Here is a 26043-nt window from a genome sequence, read left to right as displayed (position 1 = left end):
GAAACTTCTTCTTTTTTTAATCGTTTAATATAATAGATAGAATAATTTTATAAGGGGTGTCATAGAATGATTGTTTGGATTGTTAGCATTCTCCTAACAGGCTACATTATTGGTTCGCTACATGGATCTAAACTCGCTCAATGGATGAGTGGAGTTAATATAAAAAAAGAAGGTCTAAATAATTCCGGAGCATCCAATGCTACTGTCGTACTTGGCTGGAAGTATGGTGTTTTAGTGGGAGTCATAGATATATTAAAGGGTGCCATTATGATTATTGGCGTACGTGTACTTTCTGAGCAGTGGAGCTTGTTTAGTTCATCAGAGCTGGATCTACTTCTTTATCTAGCTGGTGCCGCGGTTATTTTAGGACACAACTTTCCAGTTTTCACAAAATTTAAAGGTGGGAAAGGCACAGCCTCCATTATCGGGGTTTTACTTGCATTACATTGGCCGGTCGGACTGGCTGGATTGCTTATATTAATCTGCGTTACACTTTTAACAGATTATTTGTTGATTGGGGTTTTGTTTTTTTACCTCATATTTTTAGGAGCCTCTGTCTGGACAGCAGATGGAACAGGGCCAATCTTAATAGCAGGCTTCCTATTTTTAATGGCTTCCTTCTTACACATAGAGAATGTCCAACGATTAATACGGAACGAAGAAACAAAAATTTCCTCTGTTATAAAGAAAAAGAAGCCTTCGGTTTAAAGGAAAAGAGTGAGTTAAATGAGCAAAAAAAAGAGGTGGATTGTGGTCATTCCATTCATAATAATCGCATCGAGCGGATTAGGTATGTGGATGCTTACAAGTAAATGGCTCGAGGATGGGTTAAAGCCTAAGGCCGACGGTTCCAATGAGTATGCCATTGTGTTAGGGGCCAAGGTCAAAAAAGGGCACATCCCTTCTCTAGCACTTCTTTATCGTTTGGAAGCAGCACTAGATTATGCTGAAAAATACCCATCTGTAAAACTTGTTGTTACTGGAGGACAGGGACAAGATGAGGATATAGAAGAAGCTATAGTCATGAAGAACTATCTCGTAGAGAATGGAATTATGGAGAGTCGAATCATAGTAGAAGATCAATCTACCTCTACGTATGAAAACCTTTTATACTCTCAACAGCTTCTCCCTGACAGCGTTACCTCTGTCACAATTATTACGAGTGATTTCCATTTACAGCGAGCAAAAATTATAGCTGAGGGAATAGGATGGGACGCAGACGTGGTAGCAGCTAGGACACCACAAATTTCAGAGGCAAAACTACGTTTGCGCGAAAGAGCGGCCTTGCTAAAAACCTTTGTCTCCGGAGAATAACAAGGGAGGGATAAAAAAAGAAGAGTAGCTTTGCTACCCCCTTCTTTCTCCCTCCCCCAGCTCGCTCATTTGCGAATTATAGGAAAGTTATTAACCCTCGACCAGTGCATAATATTTCAGAAGTTTACCTTCTAATTCAACGAGTAAAATAGGGCCTTCTTTTTCTATAGTAGAAAAAATATTTGAACCCACAGGGAGCTTATTCGACATTTCATCTTCAAAGTCTGTGTCTGAATCATTTCTTATTTTTATTTCCCCTACTTGCTCGCCTTTTGTTAAAGTTAGTTCCTCAACCCAGTCAATTTTAGTCTTATAAATCACACCATCGAGTTGAAAAATATCGGCTTCAGGGTCTAATGTTAAAACCTCTTCCGCATCAGGATTTTTAGTTTCATGAACTTCTATTTTTTCTGTGTTCAATGAATTAGAACATCCAACAGCAGTTAATAAAACGAAAATGATCAAACCCCAAAATAATGCAAGTTGTCTCACGTTATCCCCTCCTTACATTGTTAGACGGACAAGGGTGGAATAAGTTACCTTTCAATACTTTTATATATGGTCTTTATACTTTTCTAATTATGAATTGGATTCAATTCCCTTCTTCCTCATCCTTTTAACCAATAAGCACTACCATCATCTTCTCTATCTAAAAACCCGTACTCTACTAAATAGCGTCTGAGGGTTACATAGTCATCGTATATGCTTTTTAGAATTTCATTTATTTCTTTCTCGCTATACTGCTTTTCCTTGTCAAATTGCTTAATAATTACTCGTAGTGTTGCAAGCTTTTGTTTTTCCTTTTTCGGAAACTTAATCATCCGACCACTTATTCCCTCTGGGAAGAATTTTTTCTCTACTTCTGCTTGTTCATCAGCTGTTATATTATAACGATCGTCTACCATCGTAGCGTTTTTATGAATTGGCAGGAAATTAGGGGCATGTCTGTCCTTTTCCTTCAACAGCTCCATCATTGTCAAAAATATCTTTGCTTGGCGTTCCTTTTCCTTCAAGACAAATCGATGATTTCGAATAGTCGAGGCACTCCCTATCTCTAACTCCTTTTGAATTTCTAAGTCACTTCTCCCTTCATAAAACAGTTGCAATAAGCTATTTTGATGGTCCGTCAAGCCAGTTAGCTTTTTGTTTAAGCCAATTAAATGATCAAATACAGAGTTATGTTGTTTCTCTATATGAAGCTTCATAAATCGCTCCGATTCATACAAAACATTATTTTCAGGATATATTAAGCCCTTTTCAACTTTCTCCCCACATAATAAACATTGATAGCATTCCTTTTCCTCCACATACCCTTTTTTCATCTCTTCCATAGATGCGTCCAAAAAGTTTTCAATTACTCTCATAACAAACATAACTCCTTTTCGTTTGTAAATATACAAACATTTTATATTAATATCTATTTTAAATCAAATTAAATAATACTGTTGCAATTTTTCTGAAAATAATAAACAATTAAAAGGAAGGATTACAAGAAAATAGGGGGAAATACATTGGTTACATTCAAAGAATACGAATACAAAAGACCAGATTTGCAAGAAATGAAGACAGCTTTTCATAGTTTATTAGATAAAATGAAGGAAGCTACTTCTGTAGAGGAGCAAAATTCAATAATTGAAGAGATTAACTCGATTCGCAACAACTTCTCTACTCAAGCAAACCTTGTTTATATCCGAGCTTCTATCGATACAAACGATGAATTTTATCAAAAGGAACGCGATTTTTTAGATGAAATCAGTCCCGAGGTAGATGAGCTTGTCACAGAATACTACAAGGTTCTTGTAGCTTCCCCATACCGCAATGAGCTAGAAAAAAAGTGGGGCAACCAATTATTTGATTTGGCAGACTTTCAGATTAAAGGATTCTCTTCAGAGTTGATCGGCTTAATGCAAAAGGAAAACAAACTAACCTCTGACTACTCTAAGCTTGTTGCATCTGCAGAAGTAGAGTTCGAGGGAGAAAAATATACACTAGCACAGCTTGGAAAGTTTACAGAGTCTACAGACCGCGAAATAAGAAAGAAAGCTAGAGAAGCTTCTATTGGGTTTTTCCAAGAAAATGAAGCCAAATTTGATGACATCTATGATCAACTTGTTAAGCTACGTCATGAGATGGCAACTACTCTTGGCTACAAAAACTTTGTAGAGCTTGGTTATATTCGGATGAACAGAATCGACTATAATGCGGAGATGGTAAAAAAATTCCGTGACCAGGTTCGTGATTATATAGTTCCTCTTGCCAATAAGCTACACGAAAGACAGGCTAAACGCATTGGTGTAGAGAAGCTTAAATTTTATGATGAACCACTTAACTTTTTAACTGGAAATGCAACTCCACAAGGTTCTCCTCAATGGATTATCGACAATGGAAAGAAAATGTATGAGGAGCTTTCTCCAGAAACAGCGGAATTCTTCCAGTTTATGATTGACCGGGACCTAATGGATTTAGAAGCTAAAAAAGGAAAAGAAGCTGGAGGATATTGTACATTTATCGATGACTATGAATCTCCTTATATTTTCTCTAATTTCAATGGAACATCTGGAGATATTGATGTGTTAACTCATGAAGCAGGTCATGCTTTTCAGGTTTATACAAGTAGAAATATCGGGATACCGGAATATATCTGGCCAACGTTTGAATCCTGCGAGATCCACTCGATGAGTATGGAATTTTTCACTTGGCCATGGATGGAGCTTTTCTTCAAGGACCAAACAGAGAAATATAAATTTGCCCATCTAAGTAGTGGTCTTCTGTTCCTTCCTTACGGCGTGGCAGTAGACGAATTCCAGCACATTGTATATGAAAATCCAGAAATGACACCAGCAGAAAGAAAAGCAGCATGGAGAAAAATTGAGCAAACGTACCTCCCTCATCGTGATTATGATGGAAACAGTTATTATGAGGCTGGTGGCTTCTGGCAGCGCCAAGGACATATATATGCAAGTCCTTTCTATTACATCGATTATACGTTGGCACAGATTTGTGCATTCCAATTTTGGAAGCGTTCAAGAGAGGATCGTGACTCTGCATGGAAGGATTACTTACACCTTTGTAAACTTGGGGGCTCTATGTCCTTCACTAAGCTTGTAAAAGAAGCTAACCTCATTTCTCCTTTTGAGGAAGGATGCGTCGAATCTGTAATTGGTACAATTGAGGATTACTTAAACAGCGTAGATGATGCGGCTCTTTAAAAAGGCAAGCTGAGTTACGCTAACTATACAAACATTTATAGAGGATGGTCGTGATTTTCGTCACGGCTATCCTCATTTTGGGTATTAGCCTTTTTGTATTTGTTAGAATCTTTTAGATAATGCGCTCATACAATAGCAGGTAATTCATAGAAGATAACGAATGTAAGTATAAAGGGGTGTTATTATGTCAAGTAAAATATTAGCAATTACAATTGCGATTATGGGAATTATTTATATATTTTTGATACCTCATGATCCGGTTGGTATTAAAATAATGTTCAAACTTATTCCTATGCTGCTTATTATTCTTTTTGCAAGTGTTCAACCACCTGGTTTACCCAAGAGCTACAAGACACTTATCATATTAGGATTATTTATATGTATGCTAGCAGACGGACTAATTTATTGGTTTATTATTGGTCTCATCACATTTTTAATAGGACATATCGTTTATATTTTTGCGTTCAGAAGAATAAAGAAAAACACAATCCCTAAGTGGGCAGCAGCTTTGTTACTTCTTTATGGGCTTATTATGATTATTTGGATTGCAGGCACCTTATGGACTGAAGGAGAATTTGTTTTAGTAGTTGCTGTTGTTCTGTATATAGGTGTTATTTTAACTATGGGCTGGCATGCATTACAGACAGGTAATAGGTTCGCCATAATTGGTGCCATCTTATTTATATTCTCTGATTCCATCCTAGCGATTAATAAGTTTATAGTAGCTATCCCTTATGAGCATGCACTTGTAATGCTCTCCTACTATGGTGCACAATTTCTCTTCTCATACAGTATATTTTCGCATTATTCCTCAACACGGAATAATCTGTTAAAATAAATATATGCTTTGCATATTGGAGGAGATTTTATCATGAAAGAAATTCTTATCGATCGATTAACTAGATACGCTAAAATAGATACACAATCCAATGCCGCTAGCTCTTCTTGTCCTTCTACTGAAGGTCAGTGGGACTTACTTCATTTATTGGAGAAGGAATTAGCAGAACTTGGGATGGAAGAGATCACATTAGATGATAATGGATACTTGTTTGCCTCTCTACCAGCTAACACAAATAAGGAAGTACCTACAATCGGCTTTTTGGCACATGTGGATACAGCAACAGATTACACAGGAAAAAATGTAAATCCTCAGCTAATTGAAAGCTATGACGGACGAGACATTCAACTGAATAAGAATACTGTTATGTCAATTGCAGACTTCCCTGAATTAACAAAGTACGTTGGTCAAACACTAATGACTACAGATGGATCGACCTTATTAGGAGCTGACAACAAAGCAGGTATAGCTATTATCATGACTGCTATGGAATACTTCCTTCAAAACCCCGAAGTAAAACACGGGAAAATTCGTGTGGCCTTTACGCCTGACGAGGAAATAGGTCGCGGACCACATAAATTTGATGTAGAAACATTCGGAGCTAAATACGCGTACACAATGGACGGAGGTCCACTTGGAGAACTGCAATATGAGAGCTTTAACGCTGCTAGTGTTAAAGTTACTACCCATGGGAAAAGTGTACATCCTGGCTCTGCTAAAGGAAAAATGGTGAACTCCATTACGATGGCAACTAAATTCCAATCCCATATGCCTGTGGATGAAGTTCCAGAAAAAACTAGTGGGGACGAAGGTTTTATTCACTTGATGTCCTTCAACGGGGATGTAGAAAAATCAGAGCTAGGCTACATTATTCGTGATCACGACCGCCAAAAATTCGAAGCTAAAAAACAACTGTTTCTAGATGTTGCAGAAAAATTTAAAGCTGAATACGGAGAACACGCAATCGTGGTGGATGTAAGAGATCAATATTATAATATGGGTGAAAAAATTACACCTGTTATGGAAATTGTAGATATTGCTAAGGATGTTATGATTTCCTTAGACATAGAACCATTAATTATCCCTATCCGTGGCGGGACAGATGGCTCTCAGCTTTCCTTCATGGGTATGCCAACACCAAACATCTTTACAGGTGGAGAAAACTATCATGGGAAATATGAGTATATCTCTATAAATGCAATGGAAAAAGCTACAGAAGTAATGAAAGGGATTATTCAAACCTTTGAAAATAAAGCATAACTAAGCTATAGATAAAAGAGACACTTGCCATATTTAGCGAGTGTCTCTTTTACCGTTTTAGCATATCTTATTACACTGTAGCTTCTGTTACTGGATTTCTTTCTGCAATGTAGCGAGATACATGCTTGTAGCTGACAGCAAATACGATAAATGTCAGTACAAGGAATGCCACTAAGCAAATTAGAAGTACAAAACCATTTGCCAGCATAAACCCTGGATCTCCTAAAGAAATAACGGATTTAAGCCCTGCATTAGAATACGTTAGCGGTAAGAATTTACTAAGCGCTTGTAAGTTCTCCGGTAACATAGGTATTGGTAGGTTCGAGCCTGTTGTAGATAATTGAAGAACGATGAATGCAAGAGCAATAAATCGACCAATATTACCTCCTAATGCTATCAAGAAGAATACAATAGACATAAACGCTAGACTTACAAAAACAGTAAACAGTATAAATAATCCCGCATTAGTAACCTGAAGTTTCAAGAAGAATAATGAAAATAAAGATACTAATAAACCTTGAGCAACTGCAAATAATGAAAGCTGCATAAGTTTACTTGCATACCAGCTAAATAATGAACCTGGCAAAGTAACTGGTCTTTTGAAATCAACGATAAAAGATAAGATTAAAATTCCAACAAATAAAGCTAAAGAAATAATATATGGGGCTGTAGAATCACGGTAATAATTATAGCTGTTCACCGTCTCCCCCTTAAAACTAACCGGATTAGAGAATTTAGCTATATTAGCTTCACTCACCTGAATACCATTTACTTGTTCCGCTCCACCTGCTAAGCCAGTTTGAAGCTCTTGGCTTCCAGATTGCAATTGATTTGCACCATCGTTTAGTGATGTTACCCCTAAAGTCATTGTCTCCCAACCAACTGCAACAGTTTGGTTACCATCACTAATTTGTGTAAGCCCTGCCTTTAAATCAGTAACTGCATTGCCAATCTTCGTCCATGAACTTGCAACAGTGGCATTCCCATTAGCCACTTGATTTGCCCCTGTTTTAAGTCGATTGATCCCAGCATTAGCTGCCGTTTGTCCTTCTACCAGTTGATTGATCCCAGCATTCAGCTGCTTAGACCCTGTGGTAAGCTGAGTCGCTCCAGCAACTAAAGCGTCAGCACCCTGCTTTAATGGTTGAACTTGCTGATCAAATTGAGTGAGACCTTTTGAAATTGCATCACTTGTACCTACAAGCGTCATAAATTCCACATCTTTTGCAAGCTCAGGATGTTTTGCTAAATAACCCTTCAAGCCTTCCGTAAGATTTTGAGATCCTCCTGAAAGCGTTTTCGTAGATTCTGTCACTTTAGCAATTCCACCTGCTAACTGCTCTGCCCCTGGTTTCAACTGTTTTTCTAAGCCTGCAGATAATGTGGAACTGCCTGTGTTAACAGTCTTTAAACCATTCAATACCTGGTCAGATCCAGCTTTTAGAGAATCTAAGCCTTGCACAACCTCTTTTGATCCTGCAGCCAGCTTTTTAATGTCATTCTCTCCGCTTTTAATCGAGCTAAGTAATTGGCTAGCTCCATCCTCAGCAGTTTTAGCTCCAACTGCAAGCTTCTGAACATCTCCTGATTTTTCGTTTAAAGATTGTAGCAGTTGACTTGTACCTGCCGAAAGACTTGTTGTACCCTCATACAATTTGTTAGAACCATCAGCACCGGAAGCAAATCCATTAGAAATATCACCAAATCGTGCAAATAATGTTTTGGTGTAGGTTTCCGTAATTTTGTTTCCTAGCTGTTCACGAATTTTTTCTGTAGCACTTTTCGTCACCTGTGAAGCCATGAAGTTCAAGCCTTCATTTTGTGTATAAATTATTTCTGCTACCTGTGGATTAGCATCTAGCACGGTTGTTACCTTGCTAGAAAAGTCCTCTGGAATCTCAATCGTCATATAATACTTCTGACTCTTGAGTCCTTTTTCGGCTTCCTCTTTCGAAACAAAATCCCATCCTAAGGCTGGATTTTGCTTCAAATCTGCCACTAAATCATTCCCCACATTTATTGGGGCTCCCCCTGATTCAGCACCTGCATCATTATTAACAAACGCTACAGGTAAATTATCTAGATTGTCATACGGATCCCATGTAGCAGATAACAAAACTGCTGCATAGACAATTGGAATTAGCAAAACTCCAATGAGTGAAAATAATACCCCTTTTTTCTCTGTTAGCTTGGATAATTCCACGCCCAACAATTTGAACGCACCCATACATAACCCCCTATTTTAAATTAAAAAAATGTAGAAACAAAAAATGAATGAGTATTCATTTTTATTCCTACATTAATTATATTTTAAATTTTTAGATTTTTCATTATTTTTGTTAAATAGTAATATTAGACAAAAATTATCAAAATTTCACTGTTTAACAATATACTGATCCAAAGCACGGCTTACACTCTCTACAAAATTACCGCCAGCTCCCCAATCAAAACGCATAAATGCTCCTGCCCCACCACCAGAGGCTACTGCATGAACCTTGGTAAATTCCTCCAAATTGTCTAATGTAATAGTTAAAGATGCTCTATTACTTGTTCGATAATAGAATTTTTCTATTACACAAACAACTATCTCTTGGTCTCCTACAGAGCGCTTATATACGTCTAACACCTTACCAGATATAGATCCTGTGACAATTGATTGTTCTATTACCTTTAATGCCTCAATAGGTGTAATATCCACATAAAAATCTCGCACGTCTTTCATAATAACCGCCCCCTTTCTAACTTCTACGGTGCGGAAGTTAAAAAGTTCCATGTCACAAGGCATTATTACATGATTAATAATTGGTACAACGCAAGATTCTTAAACGATTTTACCTTATGCTATATGCTCTTTTTTGCATGGGAGCACATCTGATGCATGTCCCAATTGATTGGATGTACAGAGAAGATAATTCCCATTTAGAATGGCCGCCGAAGTCTCAATAAATACATGTGATAAATTTGTAAATCCTTATTTTTGTATATTATTAATAATGCTTGATAAATTACACATAATAATTTCATACTATCAATTATTTAATTTTTTCTATTTTAAATTTTCCACGATTATTTCTTTTTAAACTTATATAAAAATATAGGTTCGTCCACCAAATATTCCTATTCCAATACCTGTAGGCTGTTCTCCGTTACAGCGGACGCTCTCTATTTATTGATAGTTACCTCGTAGCCTTGTTTTATCTCATAAAAAAGCGGCATCCATGCGGATGCCGCTTTACAAGGGACGAACTTAACGTTGAGGGGGTTAAGTCGTAATAAATACTCAGCTGTACTTTGGAGAAAAGTTGCTGGTAAGAACCTTCTCTATTGAGTAAGCTCTATACGATAATGATAATCATTTTCAATTAGTATGTCAACCATTTTTATTAATGTAATTTTTTACTTACCCAAGTTAAGTTTTACTTACTAATTGTTTTGGCAGTCGATTAATGGGGTGAATGCTTCTTTCTTTCCCATAGAAAGCGTTCGCCAGTGAGGAAATCGAAGTTACACACCTTTGAATAGAGGTTTGTTCGTTGTACTCCCCTTCTACTCGTTTGCTAATAACTTTATTGTAAAACTAAAATGCATATTCCTTTTAGCTTCGGGAATAGCTAATAACAATCCCCAAAAAAAAGGAGTGAGAAAGAATGGATCGAAAAATAGACAAACAAGTGGAAGTAGCATTAGAAAGCTTCAGTACAGACGAAAAAAATAATATCCTAAAAAGCTTTACTACATTTAAGGATTATCTAGCTGACAAAGTTAAAATGGGTGAAAAAATGGGTCTAAGTGATGAGACCCTTGCAAAAGCAACCGAGAAAGTCGCAGGTTATCTTGCAGCGCACGAAGAACCTAGAAACCGTGAAGAACATCTTTTACAGCAACTATGGAAAACTGCTGACAAAGATGAGAAGCAAGCACTTAGCCAAATGCTTTTAAAACTTACGAAACATGAAGGATAAACGAGAAGAGGCAGATGGTCGTTTGTTAGACAATCCTGATAGGGTTAAGACGACTAAAGTCAGCCTGTTCGATATGCATGAGGATATGCAAACTGTTGATGCAATTTCTGTAGAGGATTTGAACATTCAAGTTCAAGACGAAAGAGATCATACCCACACGAAAAACCGTTCTTCTAGCGAAGAACGATTTCCTCCTAGATAATGTTTCTTCAACCTAGAAATAAAAAAGAATGCTCCTTTCCCCTTGGAGCATTCTTTTTATATTAAAGAGGGGTAGCCCTAATCAATTTAGCTTGAACCAAACGACGTCTAATAACCACTCCTACTAATGCTGCAACTATAGATTTTACTAAATCGGGAATAAGAAAAATTAACATTCCACCCTTGAAGGCTCCCTCCCATGAAATACCGGAAACCATTTTTAGCCAAACCATACCGATAGATAGAATAATGACTACACTGAGCATATTGGCTCCAATAGCTACAAATTTGTTATGACCAAACATGTCTAACAAAAAACTTATACATATCACAGCTGGTAGCGTAGCTAAAATATATCCTCCTGTTGGACCGAGTAATATGCCTGGTCCTCCCGTCATACCAGCAAAAACAGGTATCCCACCGAGGCCAAGTAATATATAGATGATAATGGCAAGACACGCATACTCTTTAGGTAAAATAGTAGCCGTTAACATAACAGCAATCGTTAAGAGTGAAAATGGTACAGGTGGTATAGCGATCATTACTTGAGCCGCTACGGCAATAATGCCAGCAAACATAGCAGCAGTAATCATCATTTTCAAACGTTCATTTCTCATAATTTTTTCCCCTTTTATTTGTGTTAACCTCTTATAAATATAAGTTAACACAAATACGGTTAAAAGAGAACAAAATAAAAAAAGAAACCGAAGGATGATTCTCGGTTTCTTATAATAATTTGAAGCAAGTTTATCTAGCAATGCTTACAACCAACGACTAACTGCATTTTCTACTGATTCTAATCGTACTGTACTCTTTTGCATAGGGGGCGGACATGACTTGTTATAGGCCATAATTTTTTCATTTACTTTAGTAATTCGAAAATGGAGACCTTCTTTAAGACCATGTGTATAGGTAGACGCTATGTCCTGTAACTCATCACGAATTTCATGCTGTAGCTTAAGCCAGTGTGGTTTGTACCCCGCATCCTTGGCTATCTTTTGAAAGTGCTGAAAAATGTCTCCGGAGAAATATTCATCCGAGATCGGTTGACCCATTCCCTTGATACGATCCATGCCTCCAGACTTTTCATAGTTCCTAAGAATATCACCCATTAAATCGTTAACCGGTGGGGTATAATCGTCCTTATCCATCATCAAACCTCATTTCATAGAGATGTGTGGTGCTTTTTCAGACAAAATCCTTAAAAATTTCTGTTGTTCGCAAGGTGAGATAATTACACTTCCAAGCACTGCTTTTTTATAATGAATTTCTAACGCATCCTTAGAAGATAGAATTCGATAACCAGCTAAAATTTGAGATGTTTTATTGACTTTCGTTATATCCTCATAAGGAATTTTACTTTTAAACGGACCTCCTTTAATGAATAAGTACTTCTCTCTAAAAGAATACTCAATATCAAAGGTGATCCACAAAATAAATCCAACACACATGATAAATAGAATACTGGTAATAACCACTGCTTTTACATCTACATCATCTGAAAAGATTTCATATAAGGCAGGTACAAGAGTAGCAAGTGCTATTATAAAAATTGCTCCCCCTATAAAATAAGCAAAGGTTTTATCAATCTTAGATTTAAAGGTCATTCCATCCCCTCCTAGACAGATTTCGTGGCTGTATCCTTAATCCCTTCCCTATGTGCGTATATATTCTTTAAAATGGCTTTAATAACTGCATAGGTTGGAACCCCTAAAATGATTCCCATTAAACCTGCTATATTTCCAGCTGCTAAAATAATCGTAATAACCGTTAATGGATGAATATCCAAGGATTTCCCCATCACGTTTGGAGTAATGAAGTTACTTTCAATTTGCTGAGCTACAAGCATTATAATCGCTACATAGATAGCTAGTTTAGGCTCTTGGATTAAAGCAATTATAACTGCAGGAACTAGGGATATATATGGCCCTAAGAATGGAATAACATTCATAATCATCCCAAATAGCGCTAGTAGTAAGGCATATTCTAGACCAATTGCTGTATATCCGATGAATAACATTACTCCCACTAAAAAACTCACGAATAATTGTCCTTGAACGTATGAGCGAAGAGTATCATCTATATCAGATAAGGTTTTACGTATAAACTTTTTCTTTTCCCCCTTAAAAAACTGTGTAATGAAAGGGACAAATTTTTCATGATCCTTCAGCATATAGACCAGGAAGAATGGTACAAGCACCAATAAAAATACTCCTTGGAATACATTCTGGACGAACTTAACTATCAAACCGCCAGCAGATACTGCTATCGTTTCTATTTTTCCACTTGCACTATCTATCGTAGTTTGAATTGCCTCTGGCAGTTCACCAAATTTTTTTCTTTGGGAGATGGAATAATTAACGAATTCCTCTACCTCTTCTACCATCTCAGGTGTATTATCTACCAACGCATTCACCTGTTTTGTTAGGACAGGACTTAATAATGCAATGAATCCCCAAATAAGGAGACCAATTACAACAAATACTGATATAATACTAGCCCATCGTGGAAATTTTTTCGATTCTAGCCATTTTTGAAGTGGTCTGGATAAATAGAATAATACCCCACCCAATAACAGCGGCATAAAAATAGCCTGGGCAATTGTTAGAAAAGGGGAAAAGATCGATTTAACCTGCATAAACATAAAAATAATTAATAAAGTAAATAATATTGCGGTTCCAACCTGGAACCAAAGCTTTTTAGTCAACTAACTTTCACATCCTCCATGTAGGTTTAACATAATCTTATATACGAATTATCATAAGGTAAGTTTCATCATTATACGTATCGTACCATTTTTATAGTAAACTGTTAATAATTCTTAACTTGAATAGGGGGAGACTCTTGGAATACTATAAAAAATTGCGCCAATATGTTGGGCATCAGCCACTCATACTGCCTGGTTCAGTTGTGCTAATACTAAATGAACAAAACGAAGTGTTACTTCAAGAAAGAGCACCTGGCATTTATGGTCTGCCTGGAGGATTAATGGAGCTTGGCGAAAGCCTGGAAGACACTGCATATCGAGAGGTTTTGGAGGAGACCGGCTTGCGCATTGGAAAACTGACACTTTGCCAAGTTTACTCAGGTCCTGATTATTATATAGAAAATCCAAATGGTGATACCTTTTATTCGGTTACTATCGTTTACAAAACCAATGAATATGAAGGCCTACTTACACCGGATGAATTAGAATCTATCTCACTTCAATTTTTCCCACCGAATAACTTACCGAACGGTATCCTAGCATCTTATCGTACCTTTATAGAGGACGAGTTATTGGATTAACGTCTCCATAACATAATTCAATGCAAATACTACGCGTAATATGTATGAAACTTCTATAATTTTAGTATTTCTAAAAAAATAGATTGTCATTCAATTATCTCCAATTATTTTATAGATGAAAAATTGGATAGGAATTATAAAAGAGAAATAAAGGTCAGCGACTAGGAGATGCTGACCTTTTTGTTACTTTTCTTTTTATTCCTATCCAGGAAACCTTACCACTTCCCATTTTGTTTTGCGAAGAGATGAAATAACAATAAAGTTAACGTATAGCCCCTGGGATTATTTCATCTAATGCTGCTGAAATAAGCTGTGAAACAGGAAAATTTCTTAAATCTAATACTCTTACCGAGCCACCTGGCGAAGTTTTTGTCACAAGAACGGAGCTCACTCATTATCTAAACATGGAATATAGACCAGCAAGGCAAATACGATTGCTCTTTGATTGTTCAAAAACAATTTGATAATCTTTTAAATTGGATATTTATGTTAAAATATTTAAAAGTATGTTGCTGGGGGAATTGATTATTAAAATTAATACTTACTTTATTCAATTATCGCTAACAATGATTGTTATTTTCGGTGGAACTTTTGCCATTCGTTATTTTAGAACCACTGAACTCCTAGTAGACCAACTTATTGGAGCATCAGTGGGAGTTCTACTTCTTATAGCATCATTGATTTGGAGGAAAATAAAAAAGTAATTACAGTATTTAGGGGGTTTAATTAATGACTTTGAATTTGGATGATGTTATAGCGACTTTAATATTTTTGATTTTTATTGTTCTAGTTATTGCTATTATTTTTATCGCTATTAAAGGTTTGAGAAATTCAACTAAAGAAAAACAGCTAATTAACCAAAAGTTAGATACCGTATTGAAAAGTTAGAGGATAAAAGTTAATCCATTAAAATCTAAGCTATTATATTCACTCATCAGGGAACTCAGAAAAATTCATATAGAAGGAGTAGAGAAAAAATCATGAATAGAAAATCTATATTTATTTTGATTTTTTACTTCCTTATCGCAAGTTCATGCTCTTTTTATTTTTATAATAGAACCGTTGCTTACGCATTTGCTATTCCGTATTTAAATCTTGTTTTCTTCCCAATTATCACCTTTTTAGTATTGTTTTCCGGCGTATTTATCTTATATCTTAAAGATAGACAACACCTTGTTTTTAAAATGGCCACTTTTTTTATAGCTATATTAGTGGGTATGTTTATATTATTTGAATTGACTAGTCCTAATTATACGTATGACGAAGCTAAGGAAATAATAGAGAAGGAATATAATGTAACAGTAGTAGAAAGTGATCATAAGAAATTAATGGATCATGACGTTGGCAAAGAAGTTTATAGAATTACTGTTCTCAAAGATTCACAAACACTAGTGTACACGTTCAACCCGTATTCAAAAGAGATACTTTTTTTTAAATAACCTTTTTTATCGAGTATGTAAAAAGAATTAGAGGTACTTCTTAACATAGCCCTTTAATTCAAACAAAAAAACACCTCTAGATCACTCTTTAGAGGTGTTTTTTTCTTCTATTAAATATCTTATTTATGAGCAATATGGACTTTTAAAAGCTTACCCTTAATCGTTGTGTTTCTCATTTTTTTCAATACTAGAGGTCCTTTACCATTTAGAATTTCAACGTATGAAACGTTATCTTGAATAGTAATAATACCTATATCGTCAGCAGAAACTCCCTCGATTTTGGCAATTGTCCCTACGAAGTCTACCGCTCTGATTTTCTTTTTCTTACCACCATTGAAATATAGCTTAGTAATATTAACATTCAGCTGCTCGCCTTTTGATTTCTTAGCTTCTGGCTGCTCCTGCATCTTCAAATCAAACGCTGCTCTGTTTTGAGCAACCATTTCTGACGTAATTTCACGACCAGTTGGAATTTCAAAGCCAATAAATGCTTCAATCTCTTTTACAAATTTGTCTTCATGAGGAGTCGCAAGCATAATCGACTTTCCGCTTCTGCCAGCTCTTCCTGTTCTACCTGTACGATGTACATAGCTTTCTTGCTCTAACGGCACATCATAATGGATTACGTGCGTAATATCTTCAATATCAATACCACGTGCTGCGACATCCGTAGCGATCAAATAACGGAATTCTCCTTTTCTGAAATCATCCATTACCTCAAAGCGATCTTCCTGCATCATACCACCGTGAATCTTATCTGCCGTATAGCCTTTATTGTCTAATGCGTCTACTAATTGATCTACACGCTCTTTTGTCCGGCAAAATACAATACAGCTATCCGGATTTTCTGTAATCGTCAGCTTTTCTATGAAGGCTAGCTTCTGGTCATCTTTCACTATATATTTTAAATGCTCAATTTTAGGCGCATCTTCTTCAGCTGCGTCTATTTCTATTGATACCGCATCATTCATATATCTGCCGCTTAACGTTTTTATCTCCTGTGACAAGGTTGCAGAGAATAGCATAGTCGTACGTTTTTTAGGAAGCAGTTTTATAATAGATTCTACTTGTTCAAGAAAACCCATGTTTAACATTTCATCTGCTTCATCAATTACTAAGTATTCTATTTTGGATACATCCAATGTTCCTTTTTCTATATGATCTAACACACGACCTGGAGTTCCAACTACAATATGTGTTTTTTGCTTTAATGCCAGCTTTTGCTTTGCAAATGGAGATTTTCCATACAACGCTAATCCTTTAATTCGTTTATAGCGACCGATATTTGTGATGTCTTCCTGAACCTGCACTGCAAGCTCTCTTGTTGGGGTTAAAACTAAAGCTTGTGGCTTATTTTCTTCCCAATCTACTAGCTCACATAAAGGAGTGGCAAATGCTGCAGTCTTCCCACTACCTGTTTTCGATTTCACCAGAATGTCTTTCTTTGATAAGGCTACTGGGATAACCTTTTGTTGGACTTCTGTTGGCTCTGTGTAACCTAGTTGTTCAATTGCTTGCAATATTTTATCATCTAATTTAAATTCGTTAAAATGCATTCTGCATAATCTCCTCTTAGTTAAAGCCTAATTTATCTTCCGCGTTCTTTTTCTTGCCTTACTTCTATCATGTGCAAATGGGGTCATCTCAAACATAAAATGTGCTAGTGTCATTGGCCAAACTACAATTCGACAATATTCGTAGGGAATCTCTTTTTAATAATCTTAAACTACAATTTTCAACCCAGTTTTGTGGTATAATTACTATATCGCTCTGTGAGTGAATATATTAGAAAAGAGGCAGATACATGAGTTTCCAACGACAACCTAAGGATGTTTCACCTTTCGTGGCAGCACGGAAAATTGATGAGAAGATCTCTTTTACACGCAATGATGTTGAAGTACAGGGTACTATTTTTAAAATCCTAGAGCAATCTGTTATTGTCGAAATATCTATGGAGGATGCGAAGAAAATTAATGTTCCTTCGAATCTTACAGTAGTATCACATAAAAACTATACGGTGATATAACGGAGTATTTCTTCTAGAAAAGCTTGACCATATTTGTCACGCTTATTAGCACCAACTCCATGTACATCTAGTAGCTCATCTTCGGTTTGCGGACGCTTTACGCACATGTCTTGTAATGTTTTATCAGAAAATATAACAAACGGTGGAACACCAGCTTCGTCCGCAATTTTTTTCCGAAGCACTCTTAACCCTTCAAATAACGGGTCATTCTTAGCAATCTGCTTTGTGACCGCTACTCCCTTACGCATGATCTTTCTCTTCCCTAACAATACTTCTTTTCCTGCATCCGAAATATAAATCGTCGGCATACTTCCCTGTTTCACTAGAAGTAACCCTTCTGCAATCATAAACTCCATAAGCCCTAACACTTCTTTTAAGGATTTAGCCTTTAATATCCCATAAGTAGATAGTTTTTGAAATCCAAACTCTATTACCTTTTTGTTTTCTGAACCTGTTAGCACCTGAGCTGTAATCGTCTTACCAAATCTTTGTCCCATTCTAACCACACAAGACAAAACCATTTGTACTTCCTTTGTAACGTCCTGCATTTCTCTAGAATCTGTACAATTTCCACATTGACCACAAGTTTCTCCATTGGGCTCTCCAAAATATTGCACGATATACTGCTGTAAGCAGTTTTCTGTATGGCAATAATCTACCATCCCTTGAAGTTTTTCTAATTCTTGAGGAATTCTATCTCGGTCTAATGCCTGATCGATTAAGAATCGCTGTGTTTGTACATCCTGCGATGCATAGAGAACCACACATTCACTCGGTAGTCCATCTCGGCCAGCTCTTCCAGCCTCTTGATAATAGCTTTCCATGTTTTTAGGAAGCTGATAGTGAATAACATATCGAACATTCGATTTATCAATTCCCATTCCGAAGGCATTGGTAGCAACCATAACCTGTGCCTCATCTGTAAGAAACCTCTCCTGCTCCTTGTTTCTAAAGGCCTCAGGTAATCCGGCATGGTATTTAGCCGCTTGGACACCTGCCTTGTTTAATAAATCATATAACAAATCTACTGTTTTTCTCGTTGCTGCATATATAATGCCGACTTCCTGTGCATTCTTTTTAATAAATTCTTTTAAAAATTTATTCTTATCTTGTCCGAGCACAACAGAGAACGATAGATTTGAACGAGCAAATCCAGTTATAACCGTATTTTCATCTCGAATTTGTAATAGACGACAAATATCATCTCGTACAGCTGGTGTCGCTGTTGCTGTTAATGCAAGAACAACAGGCTGTTCCGTGAATACATCCTTTAATCGATGAATCGCACGGTAGCTGGGACGAAAATCATGACCCCACTGAGAGATACAGTGTGCCTCATCTACTGCAATTAACGGTACCTTCACTTTTTTTAATTGGTTCAAAAAGGCCTGTGATTCCAAACGCTCTGGAGCTATATAAAGCATTCGATATTGGCCATTTAAAACCTCTTCCATCGTTTCTCGTACTTCTTCAGAAGATAATGTGCTATTTATGAATGTTGCGGGTATACCTGCCTGCAATAAGGTATCCACCTGATCCTTCATCAAAGAAATCAATGGCGAAATTACTATGGTCGTCCCATCTAATAATAGAGAGGGAATTTGATAGCAAAGAGATTTACCACCTCCAGTAGGCATAACACACAGGCTCGATTTGCCATTCATTACATAATTGATAACTTTCTCTTGTCCTTCTCTGAAAGAGTCATAGCCATAATATTCCTGTAGTAACTGTGTTGCATTTTCTAGCATGCTAGTCGCTCCTATCTAGTGAAGTAAAAAGGGAAACAGATTATTTTCCGCTTCCCTTCTTTTTATTCTCTGTATGATTAGCTGATGGTTTTGGATCTACCTTGTCGATGTCTGGTTTTAAGAGGATATAACCTATGGAAGAGGACACAATAGCTGCACCAAGTGCGATAAGAATCTTATTTATAATAGTGACTTCATTATATTCTTCTTGAGATAAAAGAATGGCTGCCAACACGACCACAATTACCATGATCGGTATGATAACTTTTGATTTTTTCAAAACAAACTTCCTTTCGCGACATATAGATTAGTATATCATAATTCATAGGAAGAATGTGGCGAAGAGGGTGTAACGTCGAGTTAAATAAATCATTTATAAGCTACTTAATTAACTGGAACCTCGTTCCTTTTTAAATATAGCGGCTTATGTGATAATAGAGAAAACATAACTAGAAGGATGAAATGTATGCAAAAAGAAATAGATATTAAAGTAAAAGACTCTCTAGCACAAGATTTACAGAAGGGGGTTCCTGTTTTACTGAAGGATGGCTTTCACGAGACGGACTCATTGGTAGATGGAACAATACTAAAGCTCAGAAATCCTGGCGGAAAGTTTATAGGCAAAGGCTATGTCGGGAAGCAAAACAAGGGAATTGGTTGGCTGCTTACTAAAAATGAAGCAGAGACAATTGATACTGGTTTCTTTCAAAATAAAATTACCAATGCATTAAAGCACCGAAAAGATTACTATGAAAACGATGATACAACTGCCTTTCGCGTCTTCAATGGAGAAGGTGACGGAATCGGCGGTTTGACGATCGATTATTTTGATGAATTTTATCTACTTAGCTGGTACAGCGAAGGGATTTATGCATTTAAGGAGCAAATCTTAAAAGCTTTAGAATCAGCAGTACCTTCTTATAAAGGAATTTATGAGAAGAAGCGCTTTGATACGAAGGGTCAGTACTTAGAAGACGACGATTTCGTTAAAGGCGAACGCGGGGAGTTCCCTCTCTTAGTAAAAGAAAATGGGGAAAACTTTGCTATCTACTTAAACGATGGAGCGATGGTTGGAGTCTTCCTAGATCAGCGAGAGGTTCGAAAAAAAATACGCGATGAGTATGCAAAAGGAAAAACAGTTCTTAATACATTCTCCTATACTGGTGCTTTTTCTGTATTTGCTGCAGCTGGTGGTGCAAAAAAGACAACAAGTGTCGATTTAGCAAAACGCAGTTTAAGTAAAACGACAGAGCAATTTGAAATAAACGGGATTAATGTTGAAGAACAGGATATTATCGTGATGGATGTCTTCGATTATTTCAAATATGCAAAGCGTAAAGAATTATCTTTTGACATGGTTATTTTAGATCCCCCTAGCTTTGCCCGCTCGAAGAAGTATACGTTCAGTTCTGCTAAGGATTATACAAAATTATTAATGGATGCCATTGCGATCACAGAAAAAAATGGGGTAATTGTTGCCTCCACAAACAATGCAACCTTTGGCATGAAGAAATTTAAGACCTTTGTGGAAAAGGCATTTAACGAAAGCAATCGAAAGTATGTCATTGAGGATGAATTCTCGTTACCAAGTGATTTCCGTACTTCCCCTCTCTTCAAAGAAGGTAACTACTTAAAAGTACTTTTCATACGGGCAAAATAAGAAAATCGTAAGCACTACTTAGGCTCGATATGCAAATGGGGTAAGAGGAAGGGCAGGTTTCCGATTACTGCAAGGTTCTTGATGGTCTCCGCAAGGTTTCAGTCGATTTGTGCAAGGTTTATCTCTTGTTGCAAGATTCTTGCCGGTTTCCGCAAGCTTTGAGCTGATCTGTGCAAGGTTCTCACTTGTTTCCGCAAGGTTCTTTACCATCTCTGCAAGGTTTCAGTCGATTTGTGCAAGGTTCTCTGCCGGAGCCTAATTCATAAATAGTTTAAATATAAAAAGGAGGATCGTGACTCAATGAGTCACAATCCTCCTTTTTTTAGATTAAGCTTTTCACTACTTTAGACATTGTTGCTCCATCTGCTTTTCCTGAAAGTAAAGGTTTAGCAATTTTCATTGCGTCCCCCATGTTCATTCCCTTAGTAACTCCCGCTTCTGTAAGAGCTGTAGCAATTTCTTCTTCACTTAATTGTTTAGGTAAGAAGCTCTTTAATAATTCTAGCTTCGCTTCCTCTTTTTTAATTAAATCCTCACGCCCCGCATCTTTGGCTCCATCTAATGCTTGGTTCGTTTGTTTTACTTCACGATTTACCACTGCTACTTCCTCTTCTTGCGTTAGAGTAGCACCTTTTTCTTTTTCAGCTTTATCTAAAGCTGCTTTTAAAAGAGTCAATACACCTTTTGATAACACATCTTTATCACGCATCGCTTGCTTCAATTGTTCAAATACTGCTGTTTTTAACATTTAAATACTTCCCTTCTACTTTACGTTCCATATATTTTATTATAGTCCACCTCTTCTCCTACTGTAAAATTTAGTTGCACCGAGCATATAAGCAAAGTATTATATAAGCAAACGCTTATATAAAGGATGGATTACTCTTGGAACAAGAAATCGAACGTGCTGCGAATATTTTCAAGCTACTCGGTGATAAAACCAGACTTACTATGCTTAAGATGCTGGAATCGCATGATTATTGTGTTTGTGAATTTGTGGAGATTTTCAAGACGAGTCAGCCTGCAATTAGTCAGCATTTAAAAAAGTTAAAGGATGCAGGCTTAGTTCAAGAGTCTAGAAGAGGCCAATGGATTATTTATTCGCTAAATAGAAATCAGGAGCTCTTTTCACTCGTACAAGGCTTGCTCGAACATTTGCCAAATCAAGACTTTTACCTGGAACAGCTAGAGGAACAAGGAAGACGTATTTCATGTAAGTAATTATTGGAGGTTTCTATATTGTCACCACTTATTTTAGCAGCAACTATTTTTATCGTTACTTTGATTTTTGTCATTTGGCAGCCTAGAGGCTTGAATATCGGCTGGTCTGCCTGCGCAGGAGCTATTGTCGCGTTGTTAGTTGGCGTTGTCGGATTTAATGATGTCCTAACAGTAATAGACATCACCTGGAATGCTACCCTGTCTTTTATAGCAATCATTCTAATTTCATTGATTTTAGATGAAATTGGTCTATTTGAATGGGCTGCCCTTCATATGGCTAGAGTAGCAAAAAGCAATGGTATTAAAATGTTTGTCTATGTCAGTCTGCTAGGGTCGGTAGTTGCGGCGTTCTTTGCTAATGATGGAGCTGCTTTGATCCTTACCCCTATCGTATTGGCAATGGTTCGCAACTTAAATTTTACAGAGAAAATGATTTTTCCTTTTATTATGGCTAGTGGTTTTATAGCCGATACGACTTCTTTACCCTTTGTCGTCAGTAATCTAGTAAATATCGTTTCTGCTGATTTCTTTGGCATTGGATTTATAGAATATGCATCTCGAATGATTTTGCCAAATATATTTTCTTTAATTGCCACTATTACAGTTTTACTGTTTTACTTTAGAAAAAGTATTCCGAGAACGTACGATTTAACCATGCTTAAACAGCCTAAGGAGGCTATAAAAGATACGTCTATGTTCCGCTTGTCCTGGTATGTGCTTGCTATTCTATTAGTCGGCTATTTCACAAGTGAGTTTATAGGGTTACCTGTGTCATTTGTAGCTGGCGTGGTTGCCATATTTTTTATCGTTATGGCAAGAAAGAGTTCCGTTGTCGATACTCGCACGGTAATTAAAGGTGCACCATGGAATATTGTCTTCTTTTCTATTGGTATGTATGTAGTTGTTTACGGACTAGGAAATGCAGGATTGACTCATGCCTTGGCGGGGGTTATTGAGACTGCTGCTGGACATGGCTTATTTACTGCAACCATGTCTATGGGGTTCATCGCTGCGTTTCTATCATCCATTATGAACAATATGCCAACGGTAATGATTGATGCACTTGCAATCGCCGAGACGAATACTACTGGTACAATCCGAGAGGCACTTATTTATGCCAATATTATTGGCTCTGATTTGGGACCAAAAATTACACCTATCGGGTCTCTTGCAACACTTGTATGGTTGCATGTCCTTTCTCAAAAAGGCGTTAAAATATCTTGGGGAATCTATTTTAAAACAGGTCTCCTGTTAACAGTCCCTATTTTATTCATCACACTATTGGGCTTATATCTTTCCTTACTAGCCTATTAACTAAAGGAGCAAAACTACAATGACCAACAAAATCATATACTTTTTATGCACCGGTAACTCATGCAGAAGTCAAATGGCAGAGGGTTGGGCAAAACAATATTTAAGTAACGAATGGATTGTAAAAAGTGCTGGAATTGAAGCACACGGCCTTAATCCTAATGCTATAAAGGCCATGAATGAGGTAGATATCAATATTTCCAATCAAACCTCAGATCTTATTGAGATGGACACACTCCATCACGCCGAATTAGTCGTTACTCTATGTGGCGATGCTGCCGACAAATGTCCAGTAACACCACCCCATGTGAAAAGAGTCCATTGGGGATTTGATGATCCTGCTAAAGCAAAAGGATCTGAAGAGGAAATATGGAGCGTCTTCCAACGAGTTCGCGATGAGATTGGTGAAAGAATTAGGCACTTCGCGAAAACGGGTGAATAAGTATGATTTCGAGCACTTACGCTCGAAATTTTTATTAATTAATTGCATTTTACAAATAATGACCATATACTTTAATAGAGGTGAACCACATGGATAACAAACGGGAGCTATTTCAAATACTGACGCGTCGCTTTGGACTATTAAACAAAAATTGTTGTTCAGTAGGTTCTGTTGATATTTCAACTATTCAAAGCCACATTCTATACGAAATTGATAAACATCCCGATCGTTCTATGCAACAAATTGCAGATATTCTTGCAGTGGATATCACTACCTTTAGTCGACAGATTCAAACATTAATTAAAATGGAATTAGTAAAGAAATGTCCATCACCTAAAGACAAAAGAGTGTACCTGCTTTCTTTAACCACTCAAGGAAAGTTTGTCGCTACCACAATCGATCAATCGATGAATGATTATTTAGAGGAAGTATTTTCACATATGAATGAGTTTGAAAAAGAAACTGTCATACGCTCCATTCAATTATTAAATCAGGCAATGGCTAAATCCACTGTATGCTGTACTCCGTTACTTTAAGCAAGCAAAAGCTTGCTTAATAAAATATTATATAGTTGCAAATTACAAATAAATTACTGGAGGTTACTATAATGAATCAAATTAAATTAACGCCGATTAACACAGGATGCTGTTCTTCCACTCCTGAAAAGATTGAACCAAACAAAGAACTACCTATAGCCATTATCGGTGCTGGCCCCATTGGCTTGGCAGCAGCTGCTCACTTAGTAAATGCAGGAGAACACTTTATCATTCTTGAAGCTGGAAGTACTGTTGGACACCATATTTCTTCTTGGGAACATGTACGTTTGTTTTCTCCATGGCAATATAATGTAGATAAGGTTGCGGAGAAATTATTGAAAAAACAGGGATGGATTGCACCAAATCCTGAGCATCTTCCTTTAGGTAAAGAACTAATTAGCAGCTATTTAGAGCCTTTAGCAAAAATACCCGAAATAAAGTCTTCACTTTCGCTTAACACGAAAGTAGTATCCATTAGCAAAAAGGGATTAGACAAGATGAAAACTGCCGATCGATCAGATGTACCCTTCATTTTGTACGTGGAGCAAGCAGGACAATTAAAGAGACTAGAGACTCGAGCAGTTATTGACGCAACTGGAACGTGGTCTTCCCCCAATCCAATTAATGCCGACAACATATGGACAAACGCTGAAAAAGATTTAATAGACCATATTTATTACGGAATTCCTAATGTACATGGCTCTGCTCTAGACAAATATAAAGGAAAACGAGTAGCTGTTGTTGGTGGTGGTCATTCAGCTATTAATTCGATTTTAGAGCTAGCTCAATTAGATGACAAAGTTGAAATCATGTGGATTATGAGAAAGAGAAATGTAGAAGCGGCATTTGGAGGAGAAGACAAGGATGCCCTGGCAGCTAGAGGTGAATTAGGCAGTAAAGTACACCAACTAGTAGATGCCGGCAAAGTGCGGGTATTCACACCATTTCTTATTCATCACTTAACAAAAACAAAAAATGGAATCATTATAGAGGGTGAATCTCAGGGACAGGTTACCACTCTACCTCCCGTCGATGAAATTATTGCAAACACAGGTAGTCGACCAGATTTTTCTTTAACAAGAGAGATTCGCTTGGATATCGATCCGGTAACTGAAAGCGTGACAGCGATCGCCCCATTAATTGATCCAAATATCCATAGCTGCGGAACTGTTCGCCCCCATGGAGAAGAGGAATTAAGACAGCCTGAAAAAAACTATTATATTGTTGGGATGAAAAGCTACGGACGGGCACCTACTTTTCTAATGGCCACGGGATACGAGCAAGTACGTTCCATTGTAGCCTATATAACTGGAGATATAGCTGCGGCTAAAAAGGTAGAGTTAGATTTACCTGAAACGGGAGTTTGCAGTGTGAATATTCAAGACCCTACTTCTAGCTGCTGTTAAGCTTTGCTCATATATAATCTTAGCTGGGATTACATTAGACAAATAAAAACATCTTTCGTTGAAAAATGGGTATACACTACCTTAATTTTCAATCGGAGGTGTTTTTCTTTTGGAATATAAGTACTTTATTTAGTAGAAGTAAAAATGACTGCTATATTTTCATCTATCTCCAGTGATTT

The 26043-nt window shown here is 36.9% G+C and carries 29 protein-coding genes; 17 read left to right on the top strand and 12 right to left on the bottom strand.

Going from position 1 to position 26043, the window contains the following annotated elements; all coding sequences use genetic code 11:
- Positions 1–66 precede the first annotated feature (66 nt).
- Complete coding sequence (locus tag Q0371_RS05795; protein WP_298469353.1) at positions 67–708, top strand: glycerol-3-phosphate acyltransferase; 642 nt, start codon at positions 67–69, stop codon at positions 706–708.
- An 18-nt stretch (positions 709–726) separates the two neighbouring features.
- The gene (locus Q0371_RS05790; RefSeq protein ID WP_251555227.1) at positions 727–1314 is read left to right on the top strand and encodes a YdcF family protein; all 588 of its coding nucleotides are present in this window, start codon (positions 727–729) and stop codon (positions 1312–1314) included.
- 90 nt (positions 1315–1404) lie between these two features.
- Here Q0371_RS05790 and Q0371_RS05785 read toward each other — a convergent pair whose 3' ends face one another.
- Positions 1405–1806, bottom strand: coding sequence for a hypothetical protein (locus Q0371_RS05785; protein ID WP_298469348.1), 402 nt, complete (start codon positions 1804–1806; stop codon positions 1405–1407).
- A gap of 116 nt (positions 1807–1922) precedes the next feature.
- Positions 1923–2678 carry a DUF2087 domain-containing protein gene (locus Q0371_RS05780; RefSeq protein ID WP_298469345.1) on the bottom strand — a complete coding sequence of 252 codons (756 nt, stop codon included), beginning with the start codon at positions 2676–2678 and terminating at the stop codon, positions 1923–1925.
- 147 nt (positions 2679–2825) lie between these two features.
- On the opposite strand from Q0371_RS05780, the gene Q0371_RS05775 reads away from it, so the two are divergent.
- The 3 genes from Q0371_RS05775 to pepT all read left to right on the top strand — a co-directional run bounded on the left by Q0371_RS05775 (position 2826) and on the right by pepT (position 6621).
- Positions 2826–4523, top strand: coding sequence for a M3 family oligoendopeptidase (locus Q0371_RS05775; RefSeq protein WP_298469342.1), 1698 nt, complete (start codon positions 2826–2828; stop codon positions 4521–4523).
- A 184-nt stretch (positions 4524–4707) separates the two neighbouring features.
- Positions 4708–5361, top strand: a complete 654-nt coding sequence (locus Q0371_RS05770) for a lysoplasmalogenase (RefSeq protein WP_298469339.1) — start codon at positions 4708–4710, stop codon at positions 5359–5361.
- Positions 5362–5394: 33 nt separating this feature from the next.
- Positions 5395–6621 carry a peptidase T gene (pepT, locus tag Q0371_RS05765; protein WP_251555248.1) on the top strand — a complete coding sequence of 409 codons (1227 nt, stop codon included), beginning with the start codon at positions 5395–5397 and terminating at the stop codon, positions 6619–6621.
- Between the two features lie 70 nt (positions 6622–6691).
- On the opposite strand, the gene Q0371_RS05760 is transcribed toward pepT, so the two are convergent.
- Both Q0371_RS05760 and Q0371_RS05755 read right to left on the bottom strand, forming a co-directional pair.
- The gene (locus tag Q0371_RS05760) at positions 6692–8848 is read right to left on the bottom strand and encodes a YhgE/Pip domain-containing protein (RefSeq protein ID WP_251555250.1); all 2157 of its coding nucleotides are present in this window, start codon (positions 8846–8848) and stop codon (positions 6692–6694) included.
- Positions 8849–8995: 147 nt separating this feature from the next.
- Complete coding sequence (locus tag Q0371_RS05755) at positions 8996–9343, bottom strand: DUF6054 family protein (RefSeq protein WP_298469330.1); 348 nt, start codon at positions 9341–9343, stop codon at positions 8996–8998.
- 925 nt (positions 9344–10268) lie between these two features.
- Here Q0371_RS05755 and Q0371_RS05750 point away from each other — a divergent pair.
- Both Q0371_RS05750 and Q0371_RS05745 read left to right on the top strand, forming a co-directional pair.
- Positions 10269–10583, top strand: a complete 315-nt coding sequence (locus Q0371_RS05750) for a DUF3243 domain-containing protein (RefSeq protein ID WP_169359253.1) — start codon at positions 10269–10271, stop codon at positions 10581–10583.
- Positions 10573–10785 (top strand): hypothetical protein, encoded by a 213-nt coding sequence (locus tag Q0371_RS05745; RefSeq protein ID WP_169359254.1) that lies wholly within the window; start codon positions 10573–10575, stop codon positions 10783–10785. The genes Q0371_RS05750 and Q0371_RS05745 overlap by 11 nt, the downstream gene beginning before the upstream one ends.
- A gap of 61 nt (positions 10786–10846) precedes the next feature.
- Here Q0371_RS05745 and Q0371_RS05740 read toward each other — a convergent pair whose 3' ends face one another.
- The 4 genes from Q0371_RS05740 to Q0371_RS05725 form a co-directional block, all read right to left on the bottom strand.
- Positions 10847–11401 carry a biotin transporter BioY gene (locus Q0371_RS05740; protein WP_169359255.1) on the bottom strand — a complete coding sequence of 185 codons (555 nt, stop codon included), beginning with the start codon at positions 11399–11401 and terminating at the stop codon, positions 10847–10849.
- A gap of 144 nt (positions 11402–11545) precedes the next feature.
- Complete coding sequence (locus Q0371_RS05735) at positions 11546–11935, bottom strand: DUF1992 domain-containing protein (protein WP_169359256.1); 390 nt, start codon at positions 11933–11935, stop codon at positions 11546–11548.
- A 9-nt stretch (positions 11936–11944) separates the two neighbouring features.
- The gene (locus Q0371_RS05730; protein WP_169359257.1) at positions 11945–12391 is read right to left on the bottom strand and encodes a PH domain-containing protein; all 447 of its coding nucleotides are present in this window, start codon (positions 12389–12391) and stop codon (positions 11945–11947) included.
- A gap of 11 nt (positions 12392–12402) precedes the next feature.
- Positions 12403–13491, bottom strand: coding sequence for an AI-2E family transporter (locus tag Q0371_RS05725; RefSeq protein WP_169359258.1), 1089 nt, complete (start codon positions 13489–13491; stop codon positions 12403–12405).
- A 137-nt stretch (positions 13492–13628) separates the two neighbouring features.
- Here Q0371_RS05725 and Q0371_RS05720 point away from each other — a divergent pair, with 137 nt between their 5' ends.
- From Q0371_RS05720 to Q0371_RS05710, 3 genes are all read left to right on the top strand, one after another.
- Positions 13629–14072: an NUDIX hydrolase gene (locus Q0371_RS05720; RefSeq protein ID WP_298469322.1), complete on the top strand. Its 444-nt coding sequence runs from the start codon at positions 13629–13631 to the stop codon at positions 14070–14072.
- Positions 14073–14801: 729 nt separating this feature from the next.
- Entirely contained in the window at positions 14802–14960 is a 159-nt protein-coding gene (locus tag Q0371_RS05715; RefSeq protein ID WP_298469319.1) for a hypothetical protein, read from the top strand.
- Between the two features lie 92 nt (positions 14961–15052).
- Entirely contained in the window at positions 15053–15511 is a 459-nt protein-coding gene (locus Q0371_RS05710; protein WP_298469317.1) for a PepSY domain-containing protein, read from the top strand.
- A 119-nt stretch (positions 15512–15630) separates the two neighbouring features.
- Here Q0371_RS05710 and Q0371_RS05705 read toward each other — a convergent pair whose 3' ends face one another.
- The gene (locus tag Q0371_RS05705; protein ID WP_298469314.1) at positions 15631–17067 is read right to left on the bottom strand and encodes a DEAD/DEAH box helicase; all 1437 of its coding nucleotides are present in this window, start codon (positions 17065–17067) and stop codon (positions 15631–15633) included.
- A 248-nt stretch (positions 17068–17315) separates the two neighbouring features.
- Between Q0371_RS05705 and Q0371_RS05700 the strand changes: the two genes are divergently transcribed.
- Positions 17316–17537: a DUF2187 family protein gene (locus Q0371_RS05700; protein WP_169359263.1), complete on the top strand. Its 222-nt coding sequence runs from the start codon at positions 17316–17318 to the stop codon at positions 17535–17537.
- Here Q0371_RS05700 and recQ read toward each other — a convergent pair.
- Both recQ and Q0371_RS05690 read right to left on the bottom strand, forming a co-directional pair.
- The gene (recQ, locus tag Q0371_RS05695; protein ID WP_298469310.1) at positions 17522–19288 is read right to left on the bottom strand and encodes a DNA helicase RecQ; all 1767 of its coding nucleotides are present in this window, start codon (positions 19286–19288) and stop codon (positions 17522–17524) included. The genes Q0371_RS05700 and recQ overlap by 16 nt on opposite strands.
- Positions 19289–19328: 40 nt before the next feature.
- Complete coding sequence (locus Q0371_RS05690; protein WP_251555282.1) at positions 19329–19568, bottom strand: hypothetical protein; 240 nt, start codon at positions 19566–19568, stop codon at positions 19329–19331.
- 186 nt (positions 19569–19754) lie between these two features.
- Between Q0371_RS05690 and Q0371_RS05685 the strand changes: the two genes are divergently transcribed.
- A complete protein-coding gene (locus Q0371_RS05685) occupies positions 19755–20948 on the top strand; it encodes a class I SAM-dependent rRNA methyltransferase (RefSeq protein ID WP_298469306.1) in 1194 nt (397 codons plus the stop codon).
- Positions 20949–21270: 322 nt separating this feature from the next.
- On the opposite strand, the gene Q0371_RS05680 is transcribed toward Q0371_RS05685, so the two are convergent.
- Positions 21271–21696, bottom strand: coding sequence for a GatB/YqeY domain-containing protein (locus tag Q0371_RS05680; protein WP_298469303.1), 426 nt, complete (start codon positions 21694–21696; stop codon positions 21271–21273).
- 137 nt (positions 21697–21833) lie between these two features.
- Here Q0371_RS05680 and Q0371_RS05675 point away from each other — a divergent pair, with 137 nt between their 5' ends.
- The 5 genes from Q0371_RS05675 to Q0371_RS05655 all read left to right on the top strand — a co-directional run bounded on the left by Q0371_RS05675 (position 21834) and on the right by Q0371_RS05655 (position 25864).
- A complete protein-coding gene (locus Q0371_RS05675) occupies positions 21834–22169 on the top strand; it encodes a metalloregulator ArsR/SmtB family transcription factor (RefSeq protein WP_298469300.1) in 336 nt (111 codons plus the stop codon).
- 18 nt (positions 22170–22187) lie between these two features.
- Positions 22188–23483 carry an arsenic transporter gene (locus Q0371_RS05670; protein WP_298469297.1) on the top strand — a complete coding sequence of 432 codons (1296 nt, stop codon included), beginning with the start codon at positions 22188–22190 and terminating at the stop codon, positions 23481–23483.
- Positions 23484–23502: 19 nt separating this feature from the next.
- Positions 23503–23922, top strand: a complete 420-nt coding sequence (gene arsC / locus Q0371_RS05665; protein WP_298469294.1) for an arsenate reductase (thioredoxin) — start codon at positions 23503–23505, stop codon at positions 23920–23922.
- Positions 23923–24011: 89 nt separating this feature from the next.
- Complete coding sequence (locus Q0371_RS05660) at positions 24012–24458, top strand: MarR family winged helix-turn-helix transcriptional regulator (RefSeq protein WP_298469291.1); 447 nt, start codon at positions 24012–24014, stop codon at positions 24456–24458.
- Between the two features lie 71 nt (positions 24459–24529).
- A complete protein-coding gene (locus tag Q0371_RS05655; RefSeq protein ID WP_298469288.1) occupies positions 24530–25864 on the top strand; it encodes an NAD(P)-binding domain-containing protein in 1335 nt (444 codons plus the stop codon).
- The last annotated feature ends 179 nt before the right edge of the window (positions 25865–26043 follow it).

Origin of the sequence: uncultured Psychrobacillus sp. (assembly GCF_938022135.1) — a bacterium.
In the GTDB taxonomy this organism is placed as follows: domain Bacteria; phylum Bacillota; class Bacilli; order Bacillales_A; family Planococcaceae; genus Psychrobacillus.
The sequence above is the reverse complement of the archived record's forward strand: the minus strand, read 5'-3'. Positions and strand labels throughout refer to the sequence as shown.